At 54.5% G+C, this 24,630-nt stretch carries 25 protein-coding genes and 2 pseudogenes; 18 read left to right on the forward strand and 9 right to left on the reverse strand.

The window, feature by feature from the left end; all coding sequences use genetic code 11:
• Positions 1-33 precede the first annotated feature (33 nt).
• Both ACN1C3_RS25995 and ACN1C3_RS26000 read right to left on the reverse strand, forming a co-directional pair.
• Positions 34-1,098, reverse strand: coding sequence for a maleylacetate reductase (locus ACN1C3_RS25995; protein ID WP_419118601.1), 1,065 nt, complete (start codon positions 1,096-1,098; stop codon positions 34-36).
• A gap of 92 nt (positions 1,099-1,190) precedes the next feature.
• Entirely contained in the window at positions 1,191-1,574 is a 384-nt protein-coding gene (locus tag ACN1C3_RS26000) for a nuclear transport factor 2 family protein (protein ID WP_218432265.1), read from the reverse strand.
• 776 nt (positions 1,575-2,350) lie between these two features.
• Here ACN1C3_RS26000 and ACN1C3_RS26005 point away from each other — a divergent pair.
• From ACN1C3_RS26005 to ACN1C3_RS26075, 15 genes and pseudogenes are all read left to right on the forward strand, one after another.
• Positions 2,351-3,205: a sugar phosphate isomerase/epimerase family protein gene (locus tag ACN1C3_RS26005; RefSeq protein WP_419118602.1), complete on the forward strand. Its 855-nt coding sequence runs from the start codon at positions 2,351-2,353 to the stop codon at positions 3,203-3,205.
• 96 nt (positions 3,206-3,301) lie between these two features.
• Positions 3,302-4,303: an inositol 2-dehydrogenase gene (gene iolG / locus ACN1C3_RS26010; protein ID WP_419118603.1), complete on the forward strand. Its 1,002-nt coding sequence runs from the start codon at positions 3,302-3,304 to the stop codon at positions 4,301-4,303.
• Positions 4,304-4,490: 187 nt separating this feature from the next.
• A complete protein-coding gene (gene fucP, locus ACN1C3_RS26015) occupies positions 4,491-5,753 on the forward strand; it encodes an L-fucose:H+ symporter permease (protein WP_419118604.1) in 1,263 nt (420 codons plus the stop codon).
• Between the two features lie 121 nt (positions 5,754-5,874).
• Positions 5,875-6,600: an SDR family NAD(P)-dependent oxidoreductase gene (locus tag ACN1C3_RS26020; RefSeq protein ID WP_419118605.1), complete on the forward strand. Its 726-nt coding sequence runs from the start codon at positions 5,875-5,877 to the stop codon at positions 6,598-6,600.
• An 81-nt stretch (positions 6,601-6,681) separates the two neighbouring features.
• Positions 6,682-7,635 (forward strand): sugar ABC transporter substrate-binding protein, encoded by a 954-nt coding sequence (locus tag ACN1C3_RS26025; protein ID WP_419118606.1) that lies wholly within the window; start codon positions 6,682-6,684, stop codon positions 7,633-7,635.
• 65 nt (positions 7,636-7,700) lie between these two features.
• Complete coding sequence (locus ACN1C3_RS26030; protein ID WP_419118607.1) at positions 7,701-8,654, forward strand: substrate-binding domain-containing protein; 954 nt, start codon at positions 7,701-7,703, stop codon at positions 8,652-8,654.
• A gap of 83 nt (positions 8,655-8,737) precedes the next feature.
• Positions 8,738-10,300 carry a sugar ABC transporter ATP-binding protein gene (locus tag ACN1C3_RS26035; RefSeq protein WP_419118608.1) on the forward strand — a complete coding sequence of 521 codons (1,563 nt, stop codon included), beginning with the start codon at positions 8,738-8,740 and terminating at the stop codon, positions 10,298-10,300.
• A 38-nt stretch (positions 10,301-10,338) separates the two neighbouring features.
• Positions 10,339-11,340, forward strand: coding sequence for an ABC transporter permease (locus ACN1C3_RS26040; protein WP_419118609.1), 1,002 nt, complete (start codon positions 10,339-10,341; stop codon positions 11,338-11,340).
• A 220-nt stretch (positions 11,341-11,560) separates the two neighbouring features.
• Positions 11,561-12,787, forward strand: coding sequence for a maltoporin (locus ACN1C3_RS26045; RefSeq protein ID WP_419118610.1), 1,227 nt, complete (start codon positions 11,561-11,563; stop codon positions 12,785-12,787).
• Between the two features lie 104 nt (positions 12,788-12,891).
• A complete protein-coding gene (locus ACN1C3_RS26050) occupies positions 12,892-13,755 on the forward strand; it encodes a hypothetical protein (RefSeq protein ID WP_419118611.1) in 864 nt (287 codons plus the stop codon).
• A gap of 215 nt (positions 13,756-13,970) precedes the next feature.
• A complete protein-coding gene (locus ACN1C3_RS26055) occupies positions 13,971-15,236 on the forward strand; it encodes a methyl-accepting chemotaxis protein (protein ID WP_419118626.1) in 1,266 nt (421 codons plus the stop codon).
• Positions 15,237-15,275: 39 nt separating this feature from the next.
• Positions 15,276-16,046 (forward strand): annotated as a pseudogene (locus tag ACN1C3_RS26060) (sulfite exporter TauE/SafE family protein).
• Positions 16,047-16,252: 206 nt separating this feature from the next.
• On the forward strand, positions 16,253-16,678 hold the full coding sequence (locus ACN1C3_RS26065) for an Rrf2 family transcriptional regulator (RefSeq protein WP_419118612.1): 426 nt from the start codon (positions 16,253-16,255) through the stop codon (positions 16,676-16,678).
• A gap of 61 nt (positions 16,679-16,739) precedes the next feature.
• Positions 16,740-17,609, forward strand: a complete 870-nt coding sequence (locus tag ACN1C3_RS26070; RefSeq protein WP_419118613.1) for an SDR family NAD(P)-dependent oxidoreductase — start codon at positions 16,740-16,742, stop codon at positions 17,607-17,609.
• Positions 17,610-17,894: 285 nt separating this feature from the next.
• Positions 17,895-18,056 (forward strand): annotated as a pseudogene (locus ACN1C3_RS26075) (LysE family translocator); the annotation flags it as partial.
• A 47-nt stretch (positions 18,057-18,103) separates the two neighbouring features.
• Here ACN1C3_RS26075 and ACN1C3_RS26080 read toward each other — a convergent pair.
• Together ACN1C3_RS26080 and ACN1C3_RS26085 are read right to left on the reverse strand one after the other, a co-directional pair.
• Entirely contained in the window at positions 18,104-18,415 is a 312-nt protein-coding gene (locus ACN1C3_RS26080; protein ID WP_419118614.1) for a hypothetical protein, read from the reverse strand.
• Positions 18,416-18,765: 350 nt separating this feature from the next.
• A complete protein-coding gene (locus tag ACN1C3_RS26085; RefSeq protein ID WP_419118615.1) occupies positions 18,766-19,206 on the reverse strand; it encodes a hypothetical protein in 441 nt (146 codons plus the stop codon).
• A gap of 384 nt (positions 19,207-19,590) precedes the next feature.
• On the opposite strand from ACN1C3_RS26085, the gene ACN1C3_RS26090 reads away from it, so the two are divergent.
• Positions 19,591-20,448: an SDR family oxidoreductase gene (locus ACN1C3_RS26090; protein ID WP_419118627.1), complete on the forward strand. Its 858-nt coding sequence runs from the start codon at positions 19,591-19,593 to the stop codon at positions 20,446-20,448.
• Between the two features lie 207 nt (positions 20,449-20,655).
• On the opposite strand, the gene ACN1C3_RS26095 is transcribed toward ACN1C3_RS26090, so the two are convergent.
• Positions 20,656-20,895: a hypothetical protein gene (locus tag ACN1C3_RS26095; protein ID WP_419118616.1), complete on the reverse strand. Its 240-nt coding sequence runs from the start codon at positions 20,893-20,895 to the stop codon at positions 20,656-20,658.
• 395 nt (positions 20,896-21,290) lie between these two features.
• Positions 21,291-21,530 (reverse strand): hypothetical protein, encoded by a 240-nt coding sequence (locus ACN1C3_RS26100; RefSeq protein ID WP_419118617.1) that lies wholly within the window; start codon positions 21,528-21,530, stop codon positions 21,291-21,293.
• A gap of 343 nt (positions 21,531-21,873) precedes the next feature.
• Between ACN1C3_RS26100 and ACN1C3_RS26105 the strand changes: the two genes are divergently transcribed.
• Positions 21,874-22,110: a hypothetical protein gene (locus ACN1C3_RS26105; protein ID WP_419118618.1), complete on the forward strand. Its 237-nt coding sequence runs from the start codon at positions 21,874-21,876 to the stop codon at positions 22,108-22,110.
• 233 nt (positions 22,111-22,343) lie between these two features.
• Here ACN1C3_RS26105 and ACN1C3_RS26110 read toward each other — a convergent pair whose 3' ends face one another.
• Entirely contained in the window at positions 22,344-23,399 is a 1,056-nt protein-coding gene (locus ACN1C3_RS26110; protein ID WP_419118619.1) for an AraC family transcriptional regulator, read from the reverse strand.
• Positions 23,400-23,472: 73 nt separating this feature from the next.
• On the opposite strand from ACN1C3_RS26110, the gene ACN1C3_RS26115 reads away from it, so the two are divergent.
• Positions 23,473-23,688, forward strand: coding sequence for a hypothetical protein (locus tag ACN1C3_RS26115; RefSeq protein WP_419118620.1), 216 nt, complete (start codon positions 23,473-23,475; stop codon positions 23,686-23,688).
• Positions 23,689-24,147: 459 nt separating this feature from the next.
• Here the strand turns inward: ACN1C3_RS26115 and ACN1C3_RS26120 are convergent, their stop codons facing one another.
• Together ACN1C3_RS26120 and ACN1C3_RS26125 are read right to left on the reverse strand one after the other, a co-directional pair.
• On the reverse strand, positions 24,148-24,414 hold the full coding sequence (locus tag ACN1C3_RS26120) for a hypothetical protein (RefSeq protein ID WP_419118621.1): 267 nt from the start codon (positions 24,412-24,414) through the stop codon (positions 24,148-24,150).
• 119 nt (positions 24,415-24,533) lie between these two features.
• A partial coding sequence (locus ACN1C3_RS26125) for a hypothetical protein (protein WP_419117329.1) occupies positions 24,534-24,630 on the reverse strand: 97 nt, incomplete at its 5' end.

Genomic DNA, 24,630 nt, shown 5'->3' on the forward strand with positions numbered 1-24,630 from the left:
ACCCATCGACCGAGCCGAGGTTAAGGTCAACTTTTATTCGGGGCGTTTGCCCTCGTAAGCGTTCTGAAGCAACTGACGGATACCCTCACGCTCGATAGGGCGGGGGTTCCAGTAAGGATTGGACAGGGCAATTTCAGTTGCCCGGTCAAGGTCTTCTTCTGTCAGCCCCAGTTCGCGAAGAGTCATTGGGGCGCCGAGCCTCTCAGCCAGGTCGTACAGCGCTCCCCCCGCAGAGTTGTGCTTGACTCGCAGTGCTCGAACGATACGTGCGGCCGCATCCGGTGCTGCGCTGGCGTTGTACGAAATCGCATGAGGCAACACGACGGTGTGTGTTTGGGCATGAGGCAAGTTGAAGCTGCCGCCCAGTGTGTGACACAACTTATGGTGCAGTGCCATTCCCACGTTCCCCAACACGGTGCTGCACAACCAGGCGCCGTAGAGACAGTCGCTGCGGGCATCCAGATCATCTGGTGCTTTGGTCACTTGCTCCAAACCTTCAGCCATCGCCCGAATACCTTCCTCGGCGATGAGTGACATGACTGGATTGCCATCCTGTGCATAAAGGCCTTCAGCTGCGTGGGCAATCGCGTTCATGCCGCTCATTACCGACAGGCCAACAGGCAACGTTGCGGACAGTTCAGGGTCGTAAATCACTGTCCTTGGAAGGACGCGGGGATCCTTGCCGGTTTTCTTGATACCGTTTTCAGTGAGCCCATAAACGGGTGTCATTTCTGATCCAGCGTAAGTTGTTGGAATCGCCAGAATGGGTAACCCAGACTCAAGCGCAATGGCTTTGCCCAGACCTGTGGTCGATCCGCCACCGATTGCAACTGCGCAATCGGCTCCCAGCACCCTGGCAATCTCTCTGGCTTCGCGTGCAGTCTCGATCGGCACGTGCATGACTGCTTTATCGAAAATGCCTGCGGCACGTTCGCCGAGGATTTTCGCAATGCGTTCAGCCTGATCACGCTGTTCCGGCGTGGAGAGTACGAGTGCACGACGAGAGCCCAAGCGATCGATTTCGGCCTCAAGTTGCTGTAAGGATCCTTTGCCAAAAATGACTCGGGCGGGCAAACCGGTATAGGTGAAATTCTTCATGATGGTGAATGGGTTCCTATCGATGGAAGGGGGGGCAGAAGCAGGTGGTGTGCGTGGCACCTATCGCTTTGTTTTCGCCGATGGGGCTGGCTTTAGCTCGGGATAGGGGTTGGCTGATAGGCAATCAGCTTCCACTCACCTTTACGCTGCTCCCAGACGGCGAGAGCCTTGTTACGTAGGGTTTTTGCGATGCCGCCCGATGTGATCTCGCCATTCATTTCACCGAATACGAGTGCGATGTCCCCGACCACCTTGATGCTTTGAATTGGGTGTTCGATGCGGTGGTAGACGTAGAATCCGTTCAGGCACTTGTTGAGGTAGCTCTCAAGCGTATCGACGACGCCGTTGGAATGGGCATAGCTCAGGTCAGGATGTGCGAACGCACGGAATGCCTCGAAATCACCAGCCAGGATGGCGTCATAGCGTTTGTCTTCGAGTGCACGAATCAGATTTTCAACTTCATTATGGTTCTTCATGCTCGGCCTCTTTTGTATGGCGGGGCATTGAGCGAGTACTTGGAATGCCCCGCGTTGCGTTGCCGTCGGATAACCGTTGTCCTTCGGTCGACGCTCACAATCAAGCCTATATTTACAATCTTGGATATAAAACCTCTTGAATGGAATTCTTTATTTCATGGGTGAAATAATGCTTATTCAATAAAACAGTGTGTTCTCTATATCCGTCTTACCGCCTATGTCAGAGGTGATTGTGGAAGGATAGGTAAGCTGCCAAGCAAGATTCACCAAGCAGATTCTTCCACTAGCTGGAAAAGAGATTTCTCTTTCTGGTCTTTTATACCTGAAAACGCATGTCTAAGATCGTTCCAAAATGACAGCCACCTAGGCTGCACAGAACAAGAACGGAGACTTAGCTATGCACTTTCTCCTTGCCCTATTTACGCACTGTCTCGCTGCTGCTTGGCTCTCCCTGAGCCGTTCGTACCGAGATCAGCAGATTCCGTTTGCAATCAAAAACATGTCAATCGTGTTGACCGAGTGTTGCTCGACAGAGGGCGATTGTTCCCGCTTGCCAGCGCCTGATCGTAGCTCCTCTCCAATAGTCCCTTCATTTCTTTCGCAATCGCAGCGCCGGCGGCTAGCGATCGCTATGTCACCGCGCTTCGGTTGCGGTTTTTCCTCTGGAGTTTTGCCGACCTGGAGTTTGGCAGCTGCCAAGCACTCTGCCGGTACTGAATCCGCCCTTTGGTAGTGCAACTACCTAAAACACAGTAACTGCGTATCAGGAGATTTAAATGAGCAATCAAAATGTAGAACTGCTGGCGGCGTACTTCACGCTCTCGGGTGACGTGTACCCATTTGGCCCTACTGAGATCAGCCCGTTTGCATTCCGCGACCGTGTAGAGGCCGCTGCTGAGGCTGGTTACAAAGGTGTAGGCCTCATCCATGTCGATTTGATGTCCACCGTCGATCGGATTGGCTTCCGGGAAATGCGTCATATCCTCGAAGCTAACGGCATCAAGCATGTTGAATTCGAATTCCTCACCGACTGGTACAAGGATGGCGAGCTGCGTCGTGCTTCCAACAAAATGCGTGCTGAGCTATTCAATGCCGCTCAGGAGTTGGGTGCACGCGCTGTTAAAACCGCGCCTGGCCTGAATGAAGAGCATGCCGATATTCCTCTGATGATCGAACACTTCGCTCAGCTCAGTGAAGAAGCGAAGTCCTATGGCACTAACATCGTTTTGGAAATCATGCCATTCAGTAACGTGCGCACCATCGACACCGCACTGGCATTGGTGCAAGGCGCTAACCACGACAACGGCAAACTGCTGCTGGACATCTGGCACCTCGCTCGCGGCGGCGTTGACTTTGCCGACATCGCCCGTATCCCCGGCAAGTTCATCGGCTCTATCGAGCTGGACGACGCCGATAAATATGCCGTAGAGCCTCTGTGGCAAGACACCATCCATCGCCGCCGCCTGCCAGGCGAAGGTGTGTTGGACATTCCTGGTTTCATTAAAGCAGTCCAGGCCACTGGTTACACCGGCCCGTGGGGTGTGGAAGTGCTTTCCGAAGTGGTGCGCAAGTTGCCTCTCCAAGAAATGGCTCAGCGTACCTACGAAACCACCATTTCTCAGTTCAAGTAACGCGAGCAGATCTGCGTGTTGCTGCGCGGGGGAAAATGTCTCCCGCGTCCCTACCTAAAAATAACAGGCAGCCAGGCTGTCGAGGGAAGAACCATCATGTTACGTATTGCTGTTTTGGGTGCTGGACGTATCGGAAAAATCCACGCCGCCAACGTCGCTACCAATCCTCGCACCAAACTTGTTGTGGTAGCTGACCCGTGGAAAGAAGGTGTCGACGCGCTGGCTAAGCAACTGGGTTGCGAAGCAGCCTACGACTATGCCTCGGCCGTTGATCGTGAAGACGTCGATGCAGTGTTTATCGGCACGCCTACAGAATTTCATATCGAGTTGATGCTCCGCGCTGTAAAGCTCGGCAAGCCAGTGATCTGCGAAAAGCCGATCGACATGGATTACGAACGCGCGAAGGCTGCTGTCGAAGAGCTCGAACGCCTCAATGGTCGTGTGATGCTGGCGTTCAATCGTCGATTCGACCCCGACTACCTGCGTCTTCGTCGTGCAATCGACGATGGTGAAATCGGGGTGGTTCGACAAGTCATCATCACCAGTCGTGACCCGGCGCTGGCTGCGAGGGCATACCTGGAATCGTCCGGAGGAATATTCCGTGACATGACCATTCACGACTTCGACATGGCTCGGAGCCTGCTTGGCGAGGAGCCAGTTGAGGTTTTTGCGGTCGGAAGCCGACTGGTCGATCCGTCGCTCGAATCTATTCCGGACTATGACAGTGTGATGGTGCTGATGCGTACCGCTTCTGGTCGCCAATGCCACATCAACTGTTGCCGTGAGGCCGTGTATGGCTTTGATCAGCGCCTGGAAGTTTCTGGTTCCAAGGGCATGCTGCTGAACGAGAACCATCGTTCGAACAGCGTCCGCCGTTTCGGCGCTGAGGCCACTGACGTGGCTGATCCTCTCCTCAATTTCTTCCTGGAGCGTCACGCCGACTCTTACAAGATTGAGCTCAACAGCTTCCTGGACGCGCTCGAAAGCAACAGTCCGATGCCAGCAACACCACGCGATGGTCTCTTGGCGCTTCGCTTGGCGAACTGCGCCACTGAGTCCGCTGAGACGGGCAAGTTTGTGCGGGTAGGGAACCACTAATCGTTCCAAGGCGTGAGCCCTAAAGCCTGTACTGGGCTCCGCCTTGATGCACCAGAACAAAAGGATGCTTGAAGTTGACGTAGCAAAACGTAGTTGCAAGGGCTGTGGCATTTGGCCCTAGACCAGGATTTCAACATCGCCTGGCGTGCACTGATGACGGTTAACAAAACATATAAAGGTACCGGTCATGAACACAGATACGAAAGCCCTAACCGGGCTGGCCCATAACCATGAAAAGCTTTCCTCGACCCGGCTAGCGTTTATTTTCGTGACGAGTTTATTTTTCATGTGGGGCCTCTCGCATGGGCTTCTCGACGTGCTGAACAAGCACTTCCAAGACACCCTCCATATTTCTCGTGCGCAGTCAGGATTGGTTCAAACAGCCTACTTCGGGGCGTACTTCATCATTGCCCTGCCGGTCGGCCTGTTCATGGAGCGTTTTGGCTACAAGGCAGGGATTCTGGCAGGGCTTGCATTATTTGCCTTCGGAGCACTGCTGTTCATTCCGGCTTCGATGGCCGGAACATTTACGCCATTTCTGGTTGCGCTGTTTGTGCTTGCCTGCGGTTTAGGCTGCCTGGAGACTGCCGCAAACCTATATGCCGCCGCACTTGGCGATCCTGCAAAATCAGAACAACGTCTGACATTCTCTCAGTCCTTTAACGGTCTGGGGGCGTTCATCGGGCCGGTCATTGGTGGCGCGGTCTTCTTCGCCCCACCCATTGAATTCAGCGGTAACCGCGTTGATCTGGTTTCGGTGACGTACGTGGCATTGGCCGTCATCGTGATGTTGATGTTCGTCGCCTTTGCTCGAATTAAACTTCCTGAAATTCGCAGCGAAAAAGCCTCTGATGTACTGATTCCAAATGGGGTTGAAGTAAGTCTCTGGAAGAAGAGCAACTTTACTGGTGCGCTGGTCGCCCAGTTCTGCAACGTCGGTGCTTACGTCGGAATTGGTGCGTTTTTCATCAACTACGCGATTGATCACTGGCACGGAATTTCCGTTCAGAAAGCATCCTTCCTGCTTTCGCTCGGGATGCTCGCCTACATGATCGGCCGATTCGCCGGGACATGGGTAATGCGTTATGTCCCTGCACGTTCAATACTGATCCTCAACAGCTTGGTGAGCATGATTCTATGCATTGTTGCCATCGCCGGATTTGAGCGGATCTCGATCTTCGCGGTCACCGCCATCTATCTCTTCATGTCTGTGATGTATCCAACGATCTTCGCGATGGGCATTCGGGGGCTCGGTACACAAACCAAGAAAGCCGGTTCGTGCTTGGTGATGACGCTCGTGGGTGGTGCCTTCGTTCCACTGCTGATGGGGGCGCTTGCTGATCACTTCGGAATTGCTACGGCGTTCTATGTACCGCTGGCATGTTTCGCTGTCATCGCGTGGTATGGGCAGAGCCAGCCACCCGTGACGGCGACCGACAAAGCTCACTAACTCATATTCCCAGCAACGACGTGTAGTAGGCCCTGCATTGCGAGGCCTGCTGCAACGGATTCGGCTTGCCCGAAATTCTTGCACGCTGGTGATTGGCAAGTTTCAGATTAGGAAAATCAACATGAAACGACTACACAGCAAAGTTGCGTTGGTGACTGGCGGTGGAATGGGTATCGGACGTGCGATCGCCGAGCTTTTCGCCGATGAAGGAGCCACCGTTATCGTTGGCGATGTGCACCAACCTGAGCCATACAAAAATGCAAGCGTCGTTGCCAAGCACTTGGATGTGTCAAAGCTGGAGGACTGGGAACGTCTCGTCGAAGAGGTAGTTCGTGAGCACGGTAAGGTTGATGTGCTCGTGAACAACGCGGGCTTGGTAGGATCCTACCTTCCCATCGATGAGATCACCCTCGATGACTGGAATCGGGTCATCGATATCAATCAAAACGGTGTGTTCTATGGGATGAGAACCGTCATCCCAGTCATGAAGCGTCAGCACGCAGGCTCCATCGTTAACGTGTCTTCAATCTGGGGCATCGTCGGCGCCAGTGGTGTGTCGGCGTACCAGGCTAGCAAAGCTGCAGTGCGCATGATGAGCAAGAACGCAGCTCTGTCTTATGTGGCCAACGGTATCCGCGTCAACTCGTTGCATCCGGGGTTGGTCGAAACACCGATGATTGCTCGCCAAGCGGCTGATACCACCGCAGCCGTCGTCGCAGCGACGCCGATGGGGCGTGCGGCGGATCCCAAAGAAATTGCCTACGCAGCTTTGTTCCTCTCCAGTGATGAAGCGAGCTTCATCACTGGGGCAGAGCTCGTGGTTGATGGAGGTTACACAACGCCCTGAGCGTTCTATTGACGTGCGCGTACTGCGACACGGGCAACTCCGTGCCGCAATTTTGATACCCATCTGAGGAGAACAAAAATAATGAAAACGCAGAAAGGTGGTTTGTTGTGCAGCGCTGTTTTGGCAGCAGGTTTGATGTTACAGCTTTCGCCGACAATGGCAGCCGGTGAGAAAATCGTCGTCAATTTCCAAACGTTATCCATACCCTACTTTATCTACATGCATGAGCAAGCCTCGCAGGAAGCCAAGGCTCTCAATGTAGAGCTGCTTGTGCAGGATGCTCAGTCCTCCTCCACCAAGCAGTCCTCCGATGTCGAAAACGCCCTGACTCAAGGCGTCGATGCAATGGTCGTCGCACCCAATGATGTGACCGCCTTGGCACCTGCCTTGAACGAAGTACTGTCTGAAAAAGTACCCCTCGTGACAGTCGACCGCCGTGTCGAAGGAACTGATGCGCCAGTTCCCTACGTCACTGCGGACAGTGTCGCAGGTGGTCGTCTCATGGCCGAGTTGGTCACCTCCAACATGAAAGACGGCGCTCGTGTGGCGTTCATCGGCGGTACCGCTGGCTCCTCGACAGCCATTGATCGCGCTAAGGGCGTCCATGAAGGACTCAAAGCTGGCGGGAAAAAATTTCAACTCGTGGCTGAGCAGTCAGGGGAGTGGGAGCGTGCCAAGGCCATGTCGGTGGCTGAAAACATCCTGACATCGCTGAGTGCAAACCCTCCAGATGCAATCATCTGTGCGAGCGGCGACATGGCACTCGGGGCTGCGGAAGCCGTGCGGGCCATGGGGTTGAAAGGCAAGATCAAAGTCATCGGGTTTGACGCGTACCCAGAGGTGCTGCGTGCCATCCGAGACGGAGATATCGCCGGCATCGTGGAGCAAAGCCCGAGCAAACAAATCAGGACGGCCCTTCGCATGGCGGTGAAGAAAGTACGCGGCGAAGCAGAGCTCGAAACGGTCATCGTTCAGCCATTCATGGTCACCCAGGAAAACCTGAGTCAGGCAGAACAATACAGCGCCATTCAATAACTGGCGGTTCTTCGTCCGGTAAATCCGACTGTTTGATGTACCTATGCAATTTAAGGAAATCGAGAATGAAAACGAACAATAAACGTCGAGTGCTGACTGCTGCATTGGCCACAGCTTTTTTGATGTCGAACGCACCCGTTTTCGCCGCTGGCGAGAAGATTGCGGTGAGCTTCCAAACCCTATCAATTCCCTTCTTCATCTTCATGCATGAGCAGGCAGTGCAGGAAGCTAAAGCACTGGATATCAACCTGCTTGTCCAGGATGCCCAGGCTTCATCCTCCAAACAAAGTTCCGATATCGAGAACTCGCTCACACAAGGTGCTAAGGCAGTTGTATTGACTCCGAACGATGTCTCCGCGCTCGCACCGGTTATCAATGATGTGCTGGATGAGAAGGTTCCGGTAATCGCAGTTGACCGCCGTGTGGAGGGCACTTCCTCAGCTGTGCCATTCGTAACGGCAGACAACGTGGCGGGTGGGCGCATCATGGGTGAGTGGGTTGTGAAGAACATGCCCAAGGGGGCCAATGTGGTACTGATCACCGGTCAGATTGGCTCCACCACCGCAATGGATCGAGCGAAAGGGGTGCATCAAGCACTGACTGCGGCCGGTAGCAACTTCAAACTCGTGGCCGAGCAATCCGGTGAGGCTGATCGTGCCAAGGCAATGTCGGTGGTCGAGAACATTCTGACCGCTTCGGCGGGCACTCCACCTGATGTGATTATCTGCTCCACCGGTGATATGACGCTTGGAGCAGTCGAAGCCGTGCGAGGTATGGGACTCAGCAACAAGATCAAAATCATTGGCTATGACGCGTACCCCGAAGTTCTGAAAAGCATCAAGGCAGGTGAGATCACAGGCATCGTCGAACAGAGCCCAAGCAAGCAGATCCGAACGGCCTTGCGTCTGGCCGTGGACAATATTCGCAATGGCACCAAGATCGAATCAGTGACCGTTCAGCCGTTCATGGTCACCCAGCAAAACCTGGATCAAGCGGAGCAATTCAGCGCTATCAAGTAATCGACTACCCATCTTTGTAATTGACGCGGGAGAGAGCACCGCTATCTCCCTATTTAACGGATCTAGGACTGGAAGGCATCGGAATGAACGATACGCTGCTGCAAGTTCGCAATATCAAGAAGACCTTTCCAGGGGTTGTTGCACTCAATGGCGTAAAGCTCGAAGTCGGCAAAGGTGAAGTACACGCTTTGCTCGGTGAAAACGGGGCGGGCAAGTCGACCATCCTGAAGATTCTGGCCGGTGCCCAGCCTGCGGATGCTGGTCAAGGTTCACTTGAATTCAATGGCCATGTGCTGCAGGAGCATGACACTCCCATGCGCCGCCAAGAGCTTGGCATCATTACTATCTATCAGGAGTTCAATCTCATCGCCGACATGTCTGTCGCTGAGAACATGTACCTCGGACGTGAGCCGTTACGACATGGGTTTGTTGACTGGAAGCTGATGTTTAGTGATGCCCAGCATGTCCTGGACGACCTCGGTTTGACCATTACACCAGGGACGATGGTTCGCAAGCTCAGTGTGGCTGAACAGCAGATGGTAGAGATTGCCAAGGCGCTCACCATGAATGCGAAGCTCATCATCATGGATGAACCTACCGCTGCGCTCAGTGGCCGCGAAGTAGACAAGTTGCACGGAATCGTCGCGGGTCTGAAGGCCAAAGGCATCAGCATCATCTACGTGTCGCATAAGCTCAATGAAGTGAAGGCTTGCTGTGATCGTTACACCATCTTTCGTGATGGCGCCTACATCACCTCTGGGGACGTCGCAGACGTCAGCGTCGATGACATCGTTCGTCTGATGGTTGGCCGGGACGTCGAGTTTGTGCGCAAACCGCTCACCGGCTCTCCAGGCGAAGTGATGCTGAAAGTGCAGAGTGTTTCCAGAATCTCCGGTGGCGGCGGCCAAAGTCTTCATGCAACGCCACTACGCGATATGTCCATCGATGTGCGGGCTGGGGAAATTGTTGGTTTCGCTGGGCTGGTAGGAGCAGGCCGTACAGAACTGGCTCGTGTGATCTTCGGCGCCGATGGATGCGATGAAGGGATCATCTACGTGAACGGTCGCCAGGTTTCTCCGTTTCGATCGCCTCGTGAAGGCATCGCTGCCGGAGTCGCGCTTGTGCCGGAGGACAGGAAGCAGCAGGCCTGCTTCTTGGGGCACTCCATTCGTTGGAACATGAGCCTACCGAGCTTGGGTGGGATGAAGCGCTGGGGCATGTTCATTGATGACCGAGCTGAAACCCAACTCATTCAGGACTACCAGAAGCGACTGCGAATCAAGATGGCTAACGACAGTGTGGCCATTGGGACTCTGTCAGGGGGAAACCAACAGAAAGTCATCCTGGCCCGATGCATGGCGCTCAAGCCGAAAGTTCTCATTGTCGACGAGCCAACGCGAGGCATTGATGTTGGGGCCAAAGCAGAAGTTCACCAGGTTCTGTTCGATATGGCGCGCGCTGGCATCGCCGTGATTGTCATCTCTTCCGAGCTGCCCGAAGTCATGGCCGTCAGCGACCAGATTGTCACGTTCCGGGAAGGAACAATCACCGGTGTTGTCTCGGCTGATGAGGCAACTGAAGAGCTACTGATGCAGCGAATGGCTCAGGGAGTGAGTTCGACGCTTTCACACCAAGGCGTGGCCTAAACGGGCCGCACCCGCATCATCTATCGAGTAAACATAAAATGATCAAACCAGCATCTAGTGAGTCGGCCGTGGAGCATCGGAAAAAATTCGAGATGGTCGGGTTCTTCGAGAAGTATGGCGTGCTGTTGTTCCTCGTCGCACTGATCGCCATTTTCACCCTCTACAACCCAATGTTCCTGTCGGTTCGCAACATCAAGAACATTCTCACCGAGGTCTCAATCTACGGGATTATCGGCGTGGGAATGACCTACGTGATTCTCACGGGAGGTATCGATCTGGCAGTGGGATCGCTGCTCGCATTTGCCGCTATTAGCGGTGCATTCCTGATGCAGGCATTGGGCGGCGACTTCTTCATGGGATGGCTTGTTGCGATGCTGGCAGCGTGTGCTGTCGGTACGATGGCAGGCTACCTCCACGGTAAGGTCGTGACTCGATTTGGCGTTCCTGCATTCATCGTGACACTGGGTGGTCTCACGGTATGGCGCGGTGCGACGCTCATTGTGAATGATGGTGCTCCTGTGAGCGGCTTCAATGAAGCGTTCCGTTGGTGGGGGAGAGGAGACGTGTTGGGCGTACCTGTTCCCGTCCTGGTCTTCATGATCGTCGCTTTGGTGGGATACATCGCACTGCGATACACACGCTATGGCCGCCAGGTTTATGCCGTTGGCGGTAACCCTGAGGCAGCTCGGCTTTCAGGTTTGAGCGTGCAGGCGGTTGTGTTGAGTGTTTACGTCATCACGGGCTTCCTCGCAGGTCTTGCAGGGTTCCTTCTTTCTGCCCGACTTGGGTCGGCTGAGGCGGTCGCTGGCTCGGGCTACGAACTTCGCGTCATTGCTTCGGTGGTGATCGGAGGGACGAGCCTGTTCGGTGGCCTGGGCGGTGTCGGCGGCACGATTATCGGAGCGCTGCTTATCGGCGTGCTCATCAATGGACTCGTGATCATGAACGTGTCCGCTTACTACCAGCAGGTGGTCATTGGAGTCATCATCGTGCTGGCGGTTGGCTTCGATACATACGCCAAATCAAGAGGCAAGTCATGAGCAGAGCAGCTCGCTGAGGCCGCCATTTTGTAGTGCTCTTGCGGGAGCCGTTAGCGAGCCTCATTAGCTGTTCGGTATTGCGCAGCCTGCGTCAGATCCAGGCGTTCAACGCATAACCCAATTCAATAAAAAAGCCCACTTCCCCGGAAGAGAAATCTTCCGGACTGGGCTCGGCTGTCCCCAAAAAAACAACACTAAAACAATAAATGGAGTAAGCGGCATGTCGTTCAACACCAAACGAGCTTTCTGGCCGGTACTCGCCGTAGTGGTATTGCCACTGTCTGCACATGCGCTGGATTTCAGTGGTTATTTTCGCACCGGTGCCGGGAACTCATTAGAGGGAGGCAATCAGTCTTGCTTTCAGCTTCCAGGGGCGCAATCCAAGTATCGGTTGGGTAATGAATGCGAGCAATACTTTGAATTCGATCTGCGGCAAGACCTACTCAAGCTCGACGACGGTTCCGCTATTAGCGTCGAAGGTATGGCTCAGTTGTACAACGAGTATGACCATACACCGAAATTTACGGGGGACTATGGCTTTGCGCGAATGAACCAGATGTATGCCGAGTGGAGCAAAATGCCCGCTCTGAACGGAGGGTCCTTTTGGGCGGGCCGCCGTTACTACAATCGAAACAGCATCGAAATGAGTGACTTCTTCTACTGGAACCAGAGCGCGAATGGCTTCGGGTTCGACCAGGTAGGCATTGGCGATCTCAAGTACAGCTACGTTTTCTCGCGCAAAGACAACCTGTTCCAAAAGGACTTCACCAACCGCCACGACTTCACCGTCGGTGGCTTCGAAACAAACCCTGGGGGTAGTGTGCAGCTGGGCGTCAGCTACCTCGAAAAGCCAAACAACAGGGATGACTCTCACACTGGCTGGTCGGCTATCGCACAGCACAAGCAGAAAGGGTTCCTGGGAGGGTTGAATACCTTCGCGGTGCAGTACGGACAAGGCCCAGGAACTGCACTGAGCTACACCGGCGACCCAACGCTGGACAGCAGCAACCATAGTTGGCGTTTCGTGGAGTACTTTGACTGGCAAATGACTCAGCGATTCAGTGGGCAATTCCAAGTCGTTTACCAGAAGGACACCCGTCCCGATGGAGATGACCAGAACTGGCTTTCAGTTGGCATACGCCCGGTCTATGCGTTCACGGATCAATTCAAATTGAGCACCGAGGTTGGCCGAGATCAAGTGGATGCGCCCGGTGGGACGCGCAAGCTGACGAAGTTCACCATCGCACCAACGTGGTCTCCTGCAGGGCCTGGCTATTGGGCTCGTCCGGAGCTTCGTCTGTATTACACCTACGCCTCCTGGAACGAAGCCGCCCAACGTGCTGCGAGTCAATTGGCTGCAGGGTCAGCTCTATCTGACAGTGGAGCTTTTGGTAATGCCCTGAATGGCTCCAACGTGGGTGTGCAACTTGAGTACTGGTGGAAGTAAGCCAATCAGTCATCAGTGTCCAGTTAATTGATCCTGGGGAAGCCCTACCTCGTCATGATGTCCAGGTAGGGCTTCGATTATCAAGCGGTGAAAGAGACCTGTTTATGTTGCGCAGCAGCATTGTTTTAGCATTCGTACTGCTCGGGTTTGCGGCACAGGCAATGGCAGAAAAGGTCACTCTGATTGCGGATACGAACGCCAAAAGTGCATACCCGATCGGACTTCTGAAGTTGGCATTGTCTCTAAGCGGAAAGCGCTACGATTTTGAGTTCCTGCCCGACTCACCGACGGCCAAGCGGCAAGAAGAAATGGTTCGTCAGGGAAGCTTGAGTGTGTTCTGGACGAGCACGTCCAAGGCGCTTGAGGCTGAGTATCGACCCATTCGAATTCCGATATACAAAGGTCTTCTGGGGTATCGAATTTTTCTGATCAGGAAGGAAGACCAGCCGATGTTTTCAAAGGTTCGTACCCTGAATGACCTCCAGGGGATGGTGGCTGGTCAGGGCCAGTACTGGAGTGACACTGAAATCCTGCGAAACGCTGGGCTTGTTGTAGCGACTTCCACTAAGGATGAGGGATTGTTTTACATGCTCGATGGCGGGCGTTTCGACTACATGCCACGAGGCGTTCCCGAGCCTTGGGATGAGATCAAGGGGCATCCGAATCTGAATCTCGTCGTTGAGCGTGAGCTGATGCTGGTCTATCCATCTCCAGCCTACTTTTTTGTTTCACGGGATAACCCTCAACTCGCTGAAGATCTGGAACGCGGCCTCAACGTCGCAATTGCGAAGGGTGATTTTGACCGTTATTTCTACTCAAGCCCAATGATCCAAAGTGTTCTGAAGGACGCAAACCTTAAGGGGCGTCGAGCCATCCGAATCAGCAATCCGAACCTGCATGAGGACACTCCGTTGTCCCGAAACGAGTTGTGGTTTAACCCTGAGCAAGATAAAGGTGAGGCACCATGATTGACTCTCTGATTGGAAAGGCCTTGACGTTTCTTGTGGTGGCGATGATCACAGCGGCGGTCATCGTTTTATCGGTAGGCTACGTCATCAACGAGCGTCAAATTCAGGAGCAGTTTGAGGCGGATGTGCACTCCAGCATCGAACTCGCTCAAGCATCCCTCAGCGAACCTGTATACGCCTATGACTTTCAGCAGGTCGTGCAGATCGCCAAAGCCATGATTGGTACGGCACGAGTAGCCTCTATCAGCATTACCGACCAACGTGGGAAGGAACTCGCAAACGTTCGAGGTCGTGACGACACAAGCACTGTCCAGGTACCTTCTGTGCAAATTCATCGGGACGGTGCCCTGGTAGGGCAATTGTCCCTAGCCTTCAATACATCGCAAGTTCAGCAAGCCAGGCAGGAACGGCTGTTTAGCAACCTTTGCCTGGTTGCAGTGCTTTTGGGTACGGGAATCTTGGTGGTGTACTTGCTGCTTCGGCGGCTTGTTCTCAGGCCCGTTTCGGTTGTCGGAGTGTCGCTGGAAGAGATTGCATCAGGTGGCGGTGACTTGACTCGTCGACTCCCAGTTAGAAGCAATGACGAAATTGGGCAGCTTTCAGGAAGCTTCAACAAGGTTCTGGATCATCTGTCAGGTCTGATCCGTGATATCACTGACATGGCCCATCGGGTCGCCACGAATGCGATCTCGATGAAGGAGGCCAGCATTGAAAGTGCCGGAACCTCCGAGCGACAAATGGACGAAATCGCTATGGTTGCGACAGCGCTGCAGGAACTGTCCCAGACTGCCGGCGAAGTTGCTTCGCACGCGACGGCGACTGCAACCCGAATCAGGGCATCGGAGCAATTTGCTCATGACGGAGGAGCTGCGGTTGAGGAAAATCTCAAATCGATCCAGCAGCTTACTCAGCGAATAGCCACGACCTCAGAGAAAATTCTCACGCTACGCCAGTGGGGTGATCGAATCGGAACCGTGACCGTCTCTATTCGAGCTATTGCTGAACAGACCAATCTACTCGCCCTAAACGCCGCCATTGAGGCAGCTCGTGCGGGAGATCAGGGTAGAGGGTTCGCGGTTGTTGCAGATGAGGTTCGTGCCCTCGCGCAAAAAACGCGATCTTCGACTGAAGAAATAGAGGAGATTATTTCAAGCCTTCAGAATGCTGCGGTCGAGGCACACGAGTCAATGCAGTCCAGCCGCGAAGCAGTTGAGATGGCTATAGGTACTTCCGCAAGCGTAAGCCAGGCGCTAGACAGGATCCGTGCTGACATTCTGCTGATTCGAGAAATGAACGAGCAAATCGCAACTGCGAGTGAAGAGCAAACGTCTGTATCCATGGATGTTAGCCGCAATGTCACCGCTATCCATACGTTGTCGGAATCGGTGGTTAACCACTCGCAGGATGTTCTGGGCCGCAGTAGAGCGCTGTTGGATGCAAGTGGGGAGCTTCGTCAGCGAGTAAGTCAATTTAAAGCTTGAGTCTGAACTTCGGCCTCAAGGATAAGAACGGAGTAGGGCATGCCGCTGGTGGAATTGTTCTTGTTGGGGATACCGGCTGTCTTGTTGACAGGGATATCGAAGGGCGGTTTTGGAGGAGCGCTTGGCGGAATTGCCGTGCCGCTGCTTGCTCTGCATATGCCTCCAACTCAGGCCGCAGCGATCATGCTGCCGATTCTCTGCATAGCCGATATCACCGGACTGCGCCGCTTCCGAGGTAAGTGGGACACGGGCAATCTGAAGATCATGCTTCAAGGTGCCCTGGTGGGAGTGATGATCGGAGCTTTAGCGTTCGGTGCTCTAAGCGAACGTTTGATCGCACTCTTGAGGGAGGAATCGCGATCGTATTTTTTTGCTTGAACGTCTGGGCTGCCCGGCACACCCTTGCGCCTTCGAATCCACATGTTGGTAAGGGAACGTTCTACTCTGAATTGCCGGGCTTCACGAGCTTTGTTGCTCACGCAGGTGGGCCGCCTCTGATGTCTGCTTCCTCAGCAAATGGACAAGGTGCGGTACGTCGCGACGACTAATGTGTTTTTCTTACTAACCAACGCTATAAAGCTAGTGCCGTATGCGCTGTTAGGTCAATTTTCCGTGACCAACCTTGGGGCTAGCATGGCGCTTGCTCTGATCGTGATACCCGGCGTCTGGTTGGGCATTTGGCTGCAAAGCCGGGTGAACCAGAAGTGGTTCTATCGGATCGCTTGGTTTGGGCTTCTTGTGACCGGATTACAGTTGGTACCCTTGGAATTATCTGAGCATAGTAGTGAGGTTCGGTTGGGGAGCAGGTGATGCGATGCGTCGTTGGTAGCCACGTAGCGCAGCATTCTCAGTTCTTACTCGCTCCTCGGACTAGAACGCCTACCTGCTTCAGACACATAGGACGAGGGAATGAGCAAGTAATCTTCACCGTGGGCCATTCGACTAAGCCAATCGACTCGTTCATCCAATTCCGCGCGGCTCTTGAATCAATACGGATACTAATATAGTATCCATAAATGGCTTCAGTAAATACTCAATTTTCGATCGCCGTCCACGTAATGGCGGCGATCGCACATCACGAGGGAGTTTTCGCGTCGGAAATTCTCGCGGGCAGCGTGAATGCGAACCCGGTTTTCGTTAAAAGAATCCTCGTTAAACTCTCGAAGGCGAAGCTGGCTAAAACGACTGTTGGTAAGTCGGGCGGTTATGGCTTAGCACGAAGCCCGAAAAGTATTTCGCTCTTAGACATCTACTCTGCGGTAAACCCTCCAGATGCTTTTGCCATCCATACTTATCCCATAAGGAAGGAGTGTGTCGTGAGCTCTAACATCAAGGAAGTCATGAGCGAGGTGCTGGTTGGCACTCAGGAGGCCCTCCACAGGGATCTGAGACAGACGACTTTGGCGGATGTGGTGTCCAAAATCAGAGCCAAGTCCGGTTAGCTTTTTTTTGCCCTTAATAGATACTTTAATAGTAGCCAATACCCATCAAAAGGAACACGAGATGACGCAACTGAAAGGAATGTCCCCTGTGACTACCGGTGGCGCCACCGGAACTGGGCCCGCCGCTGCAAAGCAGGGCAAGGATGCGCCCACCGCCGTTCTCATCGGGGTGACCGGAGGACTTGGTCACGCGCTGGCCAGGCTCCTCGCGGCCGAGGGCTTTCGGTTGGTGCTCGCTGCACGGCGAGAGCACGACGCCGCCGCGCTGACCGGTCGGAACGACGGTTCGGCGATTTACCAGAGCGCGGACGTCACCGATCCGGCGAGCCTCGAGAAGCTGGCGGCGGCGGCCTTCGAGCACCTCGGCCGGATCGATGCGGTGGTGAACCTCGCGGGTATTTCGCCGCGCAAGGCCATTGAGGACTACACGTCTGCCGACGTCGACGATTTGCTCGCTGTCAACGTGAAGGGGCCCATCTTCGTGACACAGGCATTCCTGCCTGGACTGCGCAAACAAGCCGGCGGCGGAGTGGTTGTCCACATCGGCGGCGCCATGGACGGCCGGGTGGCGCTGCCGTTCATGAGTGCCTACGCGGCGACGCGCGGCGCGCTGGCGAGCTACGTGCAAGGCGCCAACCGCGAGCTTGCCGGGACGGACGTGGTGCTTTCTTTCTTCGGGCCTGTGCCCTCCAACACCGAGTCGGAGTCCGCATTTTTCGACATGTGGCGCAAGATGGGCGTCGCCCTCTGCGAGCCCGACGTGGTCGCGCGCGAAATCCTTACCACGATCCGCCAGCGACGCCGGGCCCACATCATGGGCGGCGGGATGCTTAGGATGCTCACGCTCGTGAACGCCATCTCGCCATCCGCTGCTGATGCGATCGGTTTGCGGCGGTTTGCGAAGCTCATCCAGCAGCATCGTCCACACTGATCGGGGCGGTTCGCGCCTGTCGCCGGGGCAGGCGGAGGGGCTCCGCTCCTGAGCCGGCTTCCGGGCTTCGTTGCGTATAACATGGCTTGCAGATTGAGGTGCGCGTGCGCAAACCGAGACTGTTTCTTGCCGACAAAGGCTATGACGGCGATTTCCTGCGCGAAGAACTCCTGACGTGTGCTACGCCAGCGGTTGCTCAATATGATTCACCGGCTCAATCAGGACGCTAATGACCTACGAGCGGCGCGTGACGATATCCAGGGCGGAGCCATAAAGCTCGCGTGATCGGTCTCGGTGACGTCTCTTGGTCTGTATGCCGCACTGGTCTCTTGGGCCAAGGGCGTGTTGACCCGTCCCGAGCTATCCCGGTGGGTCAGCCGGGTAGTTGGGGCGACATTCATCTGCTTCGGAGCAGCCATCCTGACCATGCGTCGACAGGCTGAATAAGAGGAGGGCGGCTAGGTACCGATTACCGCTGCACAGGCGCCAAAACATCACCACTGATTTGATGCAGAGCCTGCCTCTTTTAAGCCCGGGTAATCATCGAGCGCAAGGCTAGACTCACCATCTTCCATCGGCTCGCGCACTGATTTATGTATCATTCCGGCTTCAGCATCCGCACGCATCTGATCGAGCTCCTTGTGAAACGCCTTGTCCTGAACCGTGGGCTTACTCGTATATCGCTTGCGTTCCGGTTCTGGCTGGGCGGCATAAGTCGTTACTGCGTCAGGGTCGTGCTGCAGCTTTTCTTGAACTTGAGACTCCAGCATCGCACGAAGCGCGTCTTTGTCAGGGCGAGTTAGCAATTTTTGACTCCTACACCAGGAATTCAAGCACCCAATTTTTGAACTGGGCCATTGGCCGGCTGGCGAAAATTAAAGTTGTAGGTCGCTTCATCGACCATGTCGGTGATCTGGGCTTTAGATGCCACCAATGGGCTTCCCGTTCGAAGCGAGAGAGCATTAGATCGGAAATCTCGTCGAACTCGGCGGGAGTCTCAAATTGAGCATCTGCTGGGTCTAGTCCGTAAACCAGCAAGAGGCGCGGTCAGTAAAGGAGCTCAGGCGCCTGAGCAACGCCCAAGACTGAGTCGGCGTCTCTTCCTCAGCCTTTCCTGTGCCATTGGCTGATGAGAGCGGCTTGTCATCGTTGAACGCTAACCACAAGCAACGCTTACTGCCTTCGCGGCGCGTTGGAGTTCCTGTTTAACATCGGCAGGTATCCGCTGTTTGATTAGTCGCTGTTCGAGGAATAGCTGATCGCCACGAGTGTCAACCTCAGCGTCAATAGCAGCAGCCTGCGCCTCTATGGCGGCAGCGTGCGCCTCTATGACAGCGTTAACCTCTGCTTCATTAGTAGCGGCGTCGAGAGCATTAACTAGAGCAGCCACTTTGGCTTCGTCATCCTTGTCGTACGCGTCCAAAGACAATCCGGCAGCCAACGCCCGCGCTCGGATTTCCACTCCTTTCAGGGACTGTTGAGTTTCTCCACACAGAGCGTCCCGTTTCTGGTTCTCGGCGGCGTCCCACTGGATTAATACATACGTCATCGCGCCGACAATCGCCACGATGATGACACCCATCAGGCTCCGCTTCATGGCTGCACCTTCGACCGTCTGGGGAATGAGTTTTCGATGGGCATCGCTTCGACTCTATTCGACGAAATGAAAGCGTAGCATCGGAACCGACTGGCTCCGTTACCTAGCGAGTCAGGTGAAGGTCGCAGACACCATTCGTCTATTGCGCTGCACTCTGGCGCTGGTGGCGTTTCCAAAGAAGTCTCATACCTTGAATTGGAGGCTTATATGAAACCCGATCCATCTACCACCAAGGACACGCCAACTGAGGATCTGAGCAACCCCAATGACGACGGCTGTGCGCTAGGTACTGCTGGCCGAAACGAAGACCCGAATGCCACGACAGACTGGGACAAAAAAAGTGATTCTTCAGGCCATCGCCTAGCACCGGATGACGCCCGGGGGTTGCCAGGCTATCCCAAGCCACCATTTGAGCCACAGCGACAACCCGTCCCGGGTAGCCAAAGCAAGATGCAACCGTATCCTGATTGCGGAGAAACCAGCTACAAGGGATCGGGGCGGCTGGCCAACAAAATAGCTTTGATCACGGGGGCTGATAGCGGCATTGGCCGGGCGGTGGCCATCGCGTTTGCGCGCGAAGGCGCTGACGTAGCGATCTCTTACCTTAATGAGCATGAAGACGCCCAGGAGACTGCGCATTGGGTGGAAGAGGCCGGTAGGCAATGCCTACTATTACCAGGAGATTTGGCCGACAAGACCCATTGCGCTGCGATTGTGAATAAGACTCTCGAGCAGTTTGGTCGTATCGATGTATTGGTGAACAACGCCGCCTTCCAGATGACCCACGAAACGTTGGAAGAAATTTCTGATGATGAGTGGGTTAAGACCTTCGATATCAACATCACCGCAATTTTTCGTATATGCAAAGCTGCGTTACCTTCCATGGCGGCGGGTAGTTCGATCATCAATACCAGTTCGGTCAACTCGGATATGCCAAAGCCGACCTTGCTCGCCTATGCGACCACCAAGGGCGCAATCGCCAACTTTACGGCTGGCCTCGCACAGATGTTGGGGGAGCGAGGTATAAGGGTGAATAGTGTCGCGCCAGGCCCGATCTGGACTCCGCTGATTGTGTCCACCATGCCAGAGGATGAGATAAAGGAGTTCGGTGCTAAGACACCTCTGGGCAGGCCTGGTCAACCTGTAGAGGTCGCGCCAATTTACGTCCTGCTGGCCTCGGATGAAGGTAGCTACATCTCGGGCTCACGGTATGCCGTCACAGGCGGAAAACCTATTCTCTGACGTGTTGATTGCGGAGCAGCAGAGCCTGATTGATGCAGGCTCTGCTCAGCATCATTTACAACAATCACGACCGTCAGGCTGGACTCGAGCGAGTGTGAAAACTGGCTTGAATCGCGCCATGGAGTTGGTCAATCCAACTTTTTGGCCACCCCCGTTCAAGAGAAACCGCAGAAACTCTAAAAACCGGCGCCGGCCCTCAAGCATTAGCTAGTTACCATCCGCCACCTTTCGTTCTATCTCAGCTATTTTTCGACTGAGTTCTTCAGCGTCCTGCTCCTTGGTTCGAGTTGAAGAGGGTGTAATGGTTTGATCTACACCTTTGGCGTCACTATCCCTGTCCTTAAGATCTTTTTCGATCACATTGGCGGGTTTGCCAGACGTATCGGTGGGTGGGGCGTTTGACGTAGCTTCTGATTCGACGTCGTTAACATTGTCATCGTTGTTCATATCGCTTACCTCCATTAGCCTACACATTGGATACAGCGGTAAGGCTTGAGTTCGAGATTTTTTGCCGGCGTTCCAATGAGTCGACGGTATCGATTTGCTCGAGCAGCGACTTTCAATGGATTCAAGAGAACCCCAAGTATCGCTGCCCATCCGACGACGTACCGTGAAGCCTGTCTATGAACCACTTTTGGCGGTGTCGGAGTATCAGCTTCGGGCGCTGGGCGGGCCGGAGCGGATCTTTCATTAAGCTGGAGAAAGAGCGCGGAAGAACTTACTGCAGGCGCCGCAGCAACTGGATCTTCAAGCAGCCAGTTCACCATCCCAAAGGCTGTTGCCAGCCACAAGATGCCTATAACGATAAGCAGCGCGACGAAGCCTTTTAAGTTCATTTCGGCTTACCGAGTGATCTTGCCTTTGGTTTCGAGCCATTGCTGACGAGCTTCGAGGTACTTTTCGTCCGCACGCCTTTTGAGTTCCGAGAACTCATGAAGGGTTTGAGCGGAAATAGGTTGTTTACTCAAGATCGCATAGGCTGCTTCGCTGAGCTGATCCGCTTCAACGAAGAGCTGATTGCTGAGGTCGATGGATTCAGGCCACGGGGCTTTTTGCGCTTTTTTCGAAGTGATCGGGGTCATAGCGGCATTTCCTTCTGGCAGAACTCGAAGGTGGAAATGCTCTCCTGGCAGTCCTTCAAGTCAGGCGTCGAGCACGAAAAAACGCTCGGCGTGTGGTCATCGTTCCTGACCATAACGGCATATGGCATTACACGAGCTTGGACTAATTTAAACTGTTTTGCCGTTGGGTCTGATAGGTGGTGTTTTTTCGAATTGCTCACATTCTGGTGCGTCTATCGCGATGGATGGAACGGCGCCGGGATTCGCCTGATCGCTGTGATCATCCGAACGAGCTGGATCTGACTTCCGGAATGGTCGATCCTCATGGGGTGCTACGATGCGGCCTCCTCAAAAGGATCACCACATGACCAAGCACGATATATATGACGAGCACGAAGGCTTTCGGCTCTGGAATTACATGACGTGCACAAGGGACGAGGAAGGCCAGGAGGTCTGGCGGATCAACGTCGAGGTGAAGCGCGTTGATGAGGTAGTGATTCCGGTTGTGGCCGGTCACCAGACATTCACTGACCGTGGACTGGCGCAGGTTGCTGGGCGGGAGCTTGGGGCGCGGATGGTGGCGGAGCGTTCAGCACAATAGGTGTTAATCAGGAATAAATACCCCTCGGCATGCGTTAGTGAATGACCGCTTTTGCCGATTCCTGCCGTCACGACTGACCGAAATCGACCCAACGTTGGGAAAAACGCAGCACCGGCGCCAAGCTATCCGACATCGGCGCCCGGCCCTGCAGCCCTGAACGAGCAAAACGACCAAAGGGAGTAGTGGGACTAAACCAAAATGAGCAGGACGGTGCCCAAGGTGTAACGCATTCCTTAGCCGGCTAGACGGGTCTTGGTTTCCCTGGCCTCAAGTGACGAATCGTTGGCTCGATACTGACCTGGCGTCATGCCGAACCAGCGCAGGCAAGCCTTGTGGAAACTGCTGTGGTCGTGAAAGCCGAGCAGGTAAGTCACGTGCTTCATATTGAAATGGGAATGACGCAGGTAGAAGTCGGCCAACTCCCGACGCACATCGTTCAGGACATCCTTGAATTGCGTGCCATCCTTCTCCAGTGCCCGTTGCAGCGTTCGCTTGCTGATATTCAGCGCGGCCGCAATCGATTCCATATCACACTGGCCCTGCGCTTGCCGCTGACTCAGGCGCTCGGTGATCAGCGCACGAATCCTGCACACGATGGTGACGCCGTACAACAGCTCCAGCTGAGCTTCGGCAAAGCTGTCATGGAGCATGGCCAGCGCCTCGTTGGCCATGCTCAACGGACGCAGCAGCTCCTGGCCATCGAACAGGATGCTGTCATAGGCCGCCCCGAAACGCAGCTCATAGCCAAACAGCCGTTGATGCTCGCAGATGTCTTCCGGTTGGGGATAGCTGAACTCCACACTCAGCGGTTGCGGCGATTTGCCACCGCTCAGCCAGCGACAGATACCCAGCAGCGATCCGAGGCTGGCATCGGTGTACTGTCGGGGCTTGATCGAACCGCGCTGATGATGATCGAGCGCGGCCAGGCGGTAATGCTGTTGTTCCTGGACAAAAAACAGGCTGAATCCAGTGCTGATCAACGGGCTGAAATGAACCAGTCGTTCGAATGCCTTTTTCAGGTTCAAGCTGGACATCATGGTGTAGCCAACGATCTGAAAAATGCCCGGATGGAAATTCTCGTAGGCTTTCAAACCAATGTTCGGATCGCTGGAGGCCTGAGCCGCCAGATCCCATAGGCGGTAGACAGTGCTTCGTTCGTAGAATGATCCCGGTATATCTGCGCGCTTTATATCAAGTCCAGCCTCCTGGCACAGACTGTCGACTTCCAGTCCTTGCGCCGAAAGCGTATTCACCAGCACCCTGGCATAGCCTGAACTCATTCTGTACATGACGATCCCATCTCCCTGTTAAACCAGACATCCTTTACCGCTCCAGCGAAATCGGCGGCCTTATGTGTTTGGAATGTTGGGTGAGCCGGGGGATGTGGTATTGCGTCATGAGCAATCGCAAGTGCTCGATGGCGTCATGGAATTTAAGATCGGCATGTCGTCGCTTTTCTTGGTACTGGCTGAAAGCTTCCGCATCCAGGTAGGGCCGATCAAGAATATTCAGGGCGTCGCAGCTCAAGCTATGGGCTTCGCTGAAAAGCTGGTTGTTACGCTCAAGAACCAGGTTTAGACAGGCTATGGGTTGATGGGACACTCGCGTGTTGTTCATTGCAGTACCTTTTTAATTGATCTGTTGTTATTTTTTTTTTGGCTCAACCTGCGCTGTTGCGTTGGCAGGCCGGCTCGGGCAAGAAACGTCGCCGCACAGGTACAATTATTTCAAGGATATGCCAACCAATAGCCCCCCCATAGGCGACGTCGCTGAGCAGGTCGGCTCCAACGAGGAGCTGATTGCTGAGATTCAAGGATTCAGGTCATGAGCAATTTTGCTTTTTTTTGGAAGTTATAGGGGGCATGACGTCATTTTTTCTGTCAGGACTCGTAGGTGAAAATGCTCTCCTGGCATGCCTTCAGGGCAGGCATCGAGTATCAAAATCCCTCAAGCGCTAAAACGAACGTGACGAAGGCGGTATATCCGGATTTGGAATGGAGTATTACGCGGATCACCGGTAGCGATCCGCGAGAATGCTTACTCTGGCATTGTCCAGGATTGCAGCTTGTAGCCCTCCTGGCTCAACTCGGCGCGCACCTCTTCCAGCACGCGTTCCAGCTGCGCCGGGTTGGAATAGGTACTGCTTGGAATCTGTTTGCGGCCAATACGAGTGTTGGCCCGGTCGATGACGGTCAGGCTCAGTTCGCCATTACCGTCTTGCGGAGCCCAAGCGACGCATTGAAAAGGTTCGAATGCGTGGCCGGCAATCAAAAGTGCTTCGTTGATGCGGAGCGGGGTGCTCATGGGTCTTCTCTCCTTGTACCCAAACAAATGATGTGCCGTCGGTTGGGCTTACCAGTCGGCTGGTTATTAGTACTGATGCGCAAAGGGGGGCCCGACCTGATCAGGTCGGGCGAGGTGAATCAGTATTCCCAGAACATCCGTTGCAGCTCTTTGCTGTCTTGAGTCTTGGTCAGCGCGACCATCGCCAGGATCCGGGCTTTTTGCGGGTTCAGGTCA

Origin of the sequence: Pseudomonas sp. H11T01 (genome assembly GCF_048515765.1) — a bacterium.
Lineage (GTDB): Bacteria > Pseudomonadota > Gammaproteobacteria > Pseudomonadales > Pseudomonadaceae > Aquipseudomonas.

What these genes read in the sequence shown, in the direction of transcription:
- ACN1C3_RS25995 (WP_419118601.1), bottom strand. Translation starts at nt 1,098, where the DNA reads ATGAAGAATTTCACCTATACCGGTTTGCCCGCCCGAGTCATTTTTGGC.
- ACN1C3_RS26000 (WP_218432265.1), bottom strand. Translation starts at nt 1,574, where the DNA reads ATGAAGAACCATAATGAAGTTGAAAATCTGATTCGTGCACTCGAAGAC.
- ACN1C3_RS26005 (WP_419118602.1), top strand. Translation starts at nt 2,351, where the DNA reads ATGAGCAATCAAAATGTAGAACTGCTGGCGGCGTACTTCACGCTCTCG.
- iolG (WP_419118603.1), top strand. Translation starts at nt 3,302, where the DNA reads ATGTTACGTATTGCTGTTTTGGGTGCTGGACGTATCGGAAAAATCCAC.
- fucP (WP_419118604.1), top strand. Translation starts at nt 4,491, where the DNA reads ATGAACACAGATACGAAAGCCCTAACCGGGCTGGCCCATAACCATGAA.
- ACN1C3_RS26020 (WP_419118605.1), top strand. Translation starts at nt 5,875, where the DNA reads ATGAAACGACTACACAGCAAAGTTGCGTTGGTGACTGGCGGTGGAATG.
- ACN1C3_RS26025 (WP_419118606.1), top strand. Translation starts at nt 6,682, where the DNA reads ATGAAAACGCAGAAAGGTGGTTTGTTGTGCAGCGCTGTTTTGGCAGCA.
- ACN1C3_RS26030 (WP_419118607.1), top strand. Translation starts at nt 7,701, where the DNA reads ATGAAAACGAACAATAAACGTCGAGTGCTGACTGCTGCATTGGCCACA.
- ACN1C3_RS26035 (WP_419118608.1), top strand. Translation starts at nt 8,738, where the DNA reads ATGAACGATACGCTGCTGCAAGTTCGCAATATCAAGAAGACCTTTCCA.
- ACN1C3_RS26040 (WP_419118609.1), top strand. Translation starts at nt 10,339, where the DNA reads ATGATCAAACCAGCATCTAGTGAGTCGGCCGTGGAGCATCGGAAAAAA.
- ACN1C3_RS26045 (WP_419118610.1), top strand. Translation starts at nt 11,561, where the DNA reads ATGTCGTTCAACACCAAACGAGCTTTCTGGCCGGTACTCGCCGTAGTG.
- ACN1C3_RS26050 (WP_419118611.1), top strand. Translation starts at nt 12,892, where the DNA reads ATGTTGCGCAGCAGCATTGTTTTAGCATTCGTACTGCTCGGGTTTGCG.
- ACN1C3_RS26055 (WP_419118626.1), top strand. Translation starts at nt 13,971, where the DNA reads ATGATTGGTACGGCACGAGTAGCCTCTATCAGCATTACCGACCAACGT.
- ACN1C3_RS26065 (WP_419118612.1), top strand. Translation starts at nt 16,253, where the DNA reads ATGGCTTCAGTAAATACTCAATTTTCGATCGCCGTCCACGTAATGGCG.
- ACN1C3_RS26070 (WP_419118613.1), top strand. Translation starts at nt 16,740, where the DNA reads ATGACGCAACTGAAAGGAATGTCCCCTGTGACTACCGGTGGCGCCACC.
- ACN1C3_RS26085 (WP_419118615.1), bottom strand. Translation starts at nt 19,206, where the DNA reads ATGAAGCGGAGCCTGATGGGTGTCATCATCGTGGCGATTGTCGGCGCG.
- ACN1C3_RS26095 (WP_419118616.1), bottom strand. Translation starts at nt 20,895, where the DNA reads ATGAACAACGATGACAATGTTAACGACGTCGAATCAGAAGCTACGTCA.
- ACN1C3_RS26100 (WP_419118617.1), bottom strand. Translation starts at nt 21,530, where the DNA reads ATGACCCCGATCACTTCGAAAAAAGCGCAAAAAGCCCCGTGGCCTGAA.
- ACN1C3_RS26105 (WP_419118618.1), top strand. Translation starts at nt 21,874, where the DNA reads ATGACCAAGCACGATATATATGACGAGCACGAAGGCTTTCGGCTCTGG.
- ACN1C3_RS26110 (WP_419118619.1), bottom strand. Translation starts at nt 23,399, where the DNA reads ATGTACAGAATGAGTTCAGGCTATGCCAGGGTGCTGGTGAATACGCTT.
- ACN1C3_RS26115 (WP_419118620.1), top strand. Translation starts at nt 23,473, where the DNA reads ATGTTGGGTGAGCCGGGGGATGTGGTATTGCGTCATGAGCAATCGCAA.
- ACN1C3_RS26120 (WP_419118621.1), bottom strand. Translation starts at nt 24,414, where the DNA reads ATGAGCACCCCGCTCCGCATCAACGAAGCACTTTTGATTGCCGGCCAC.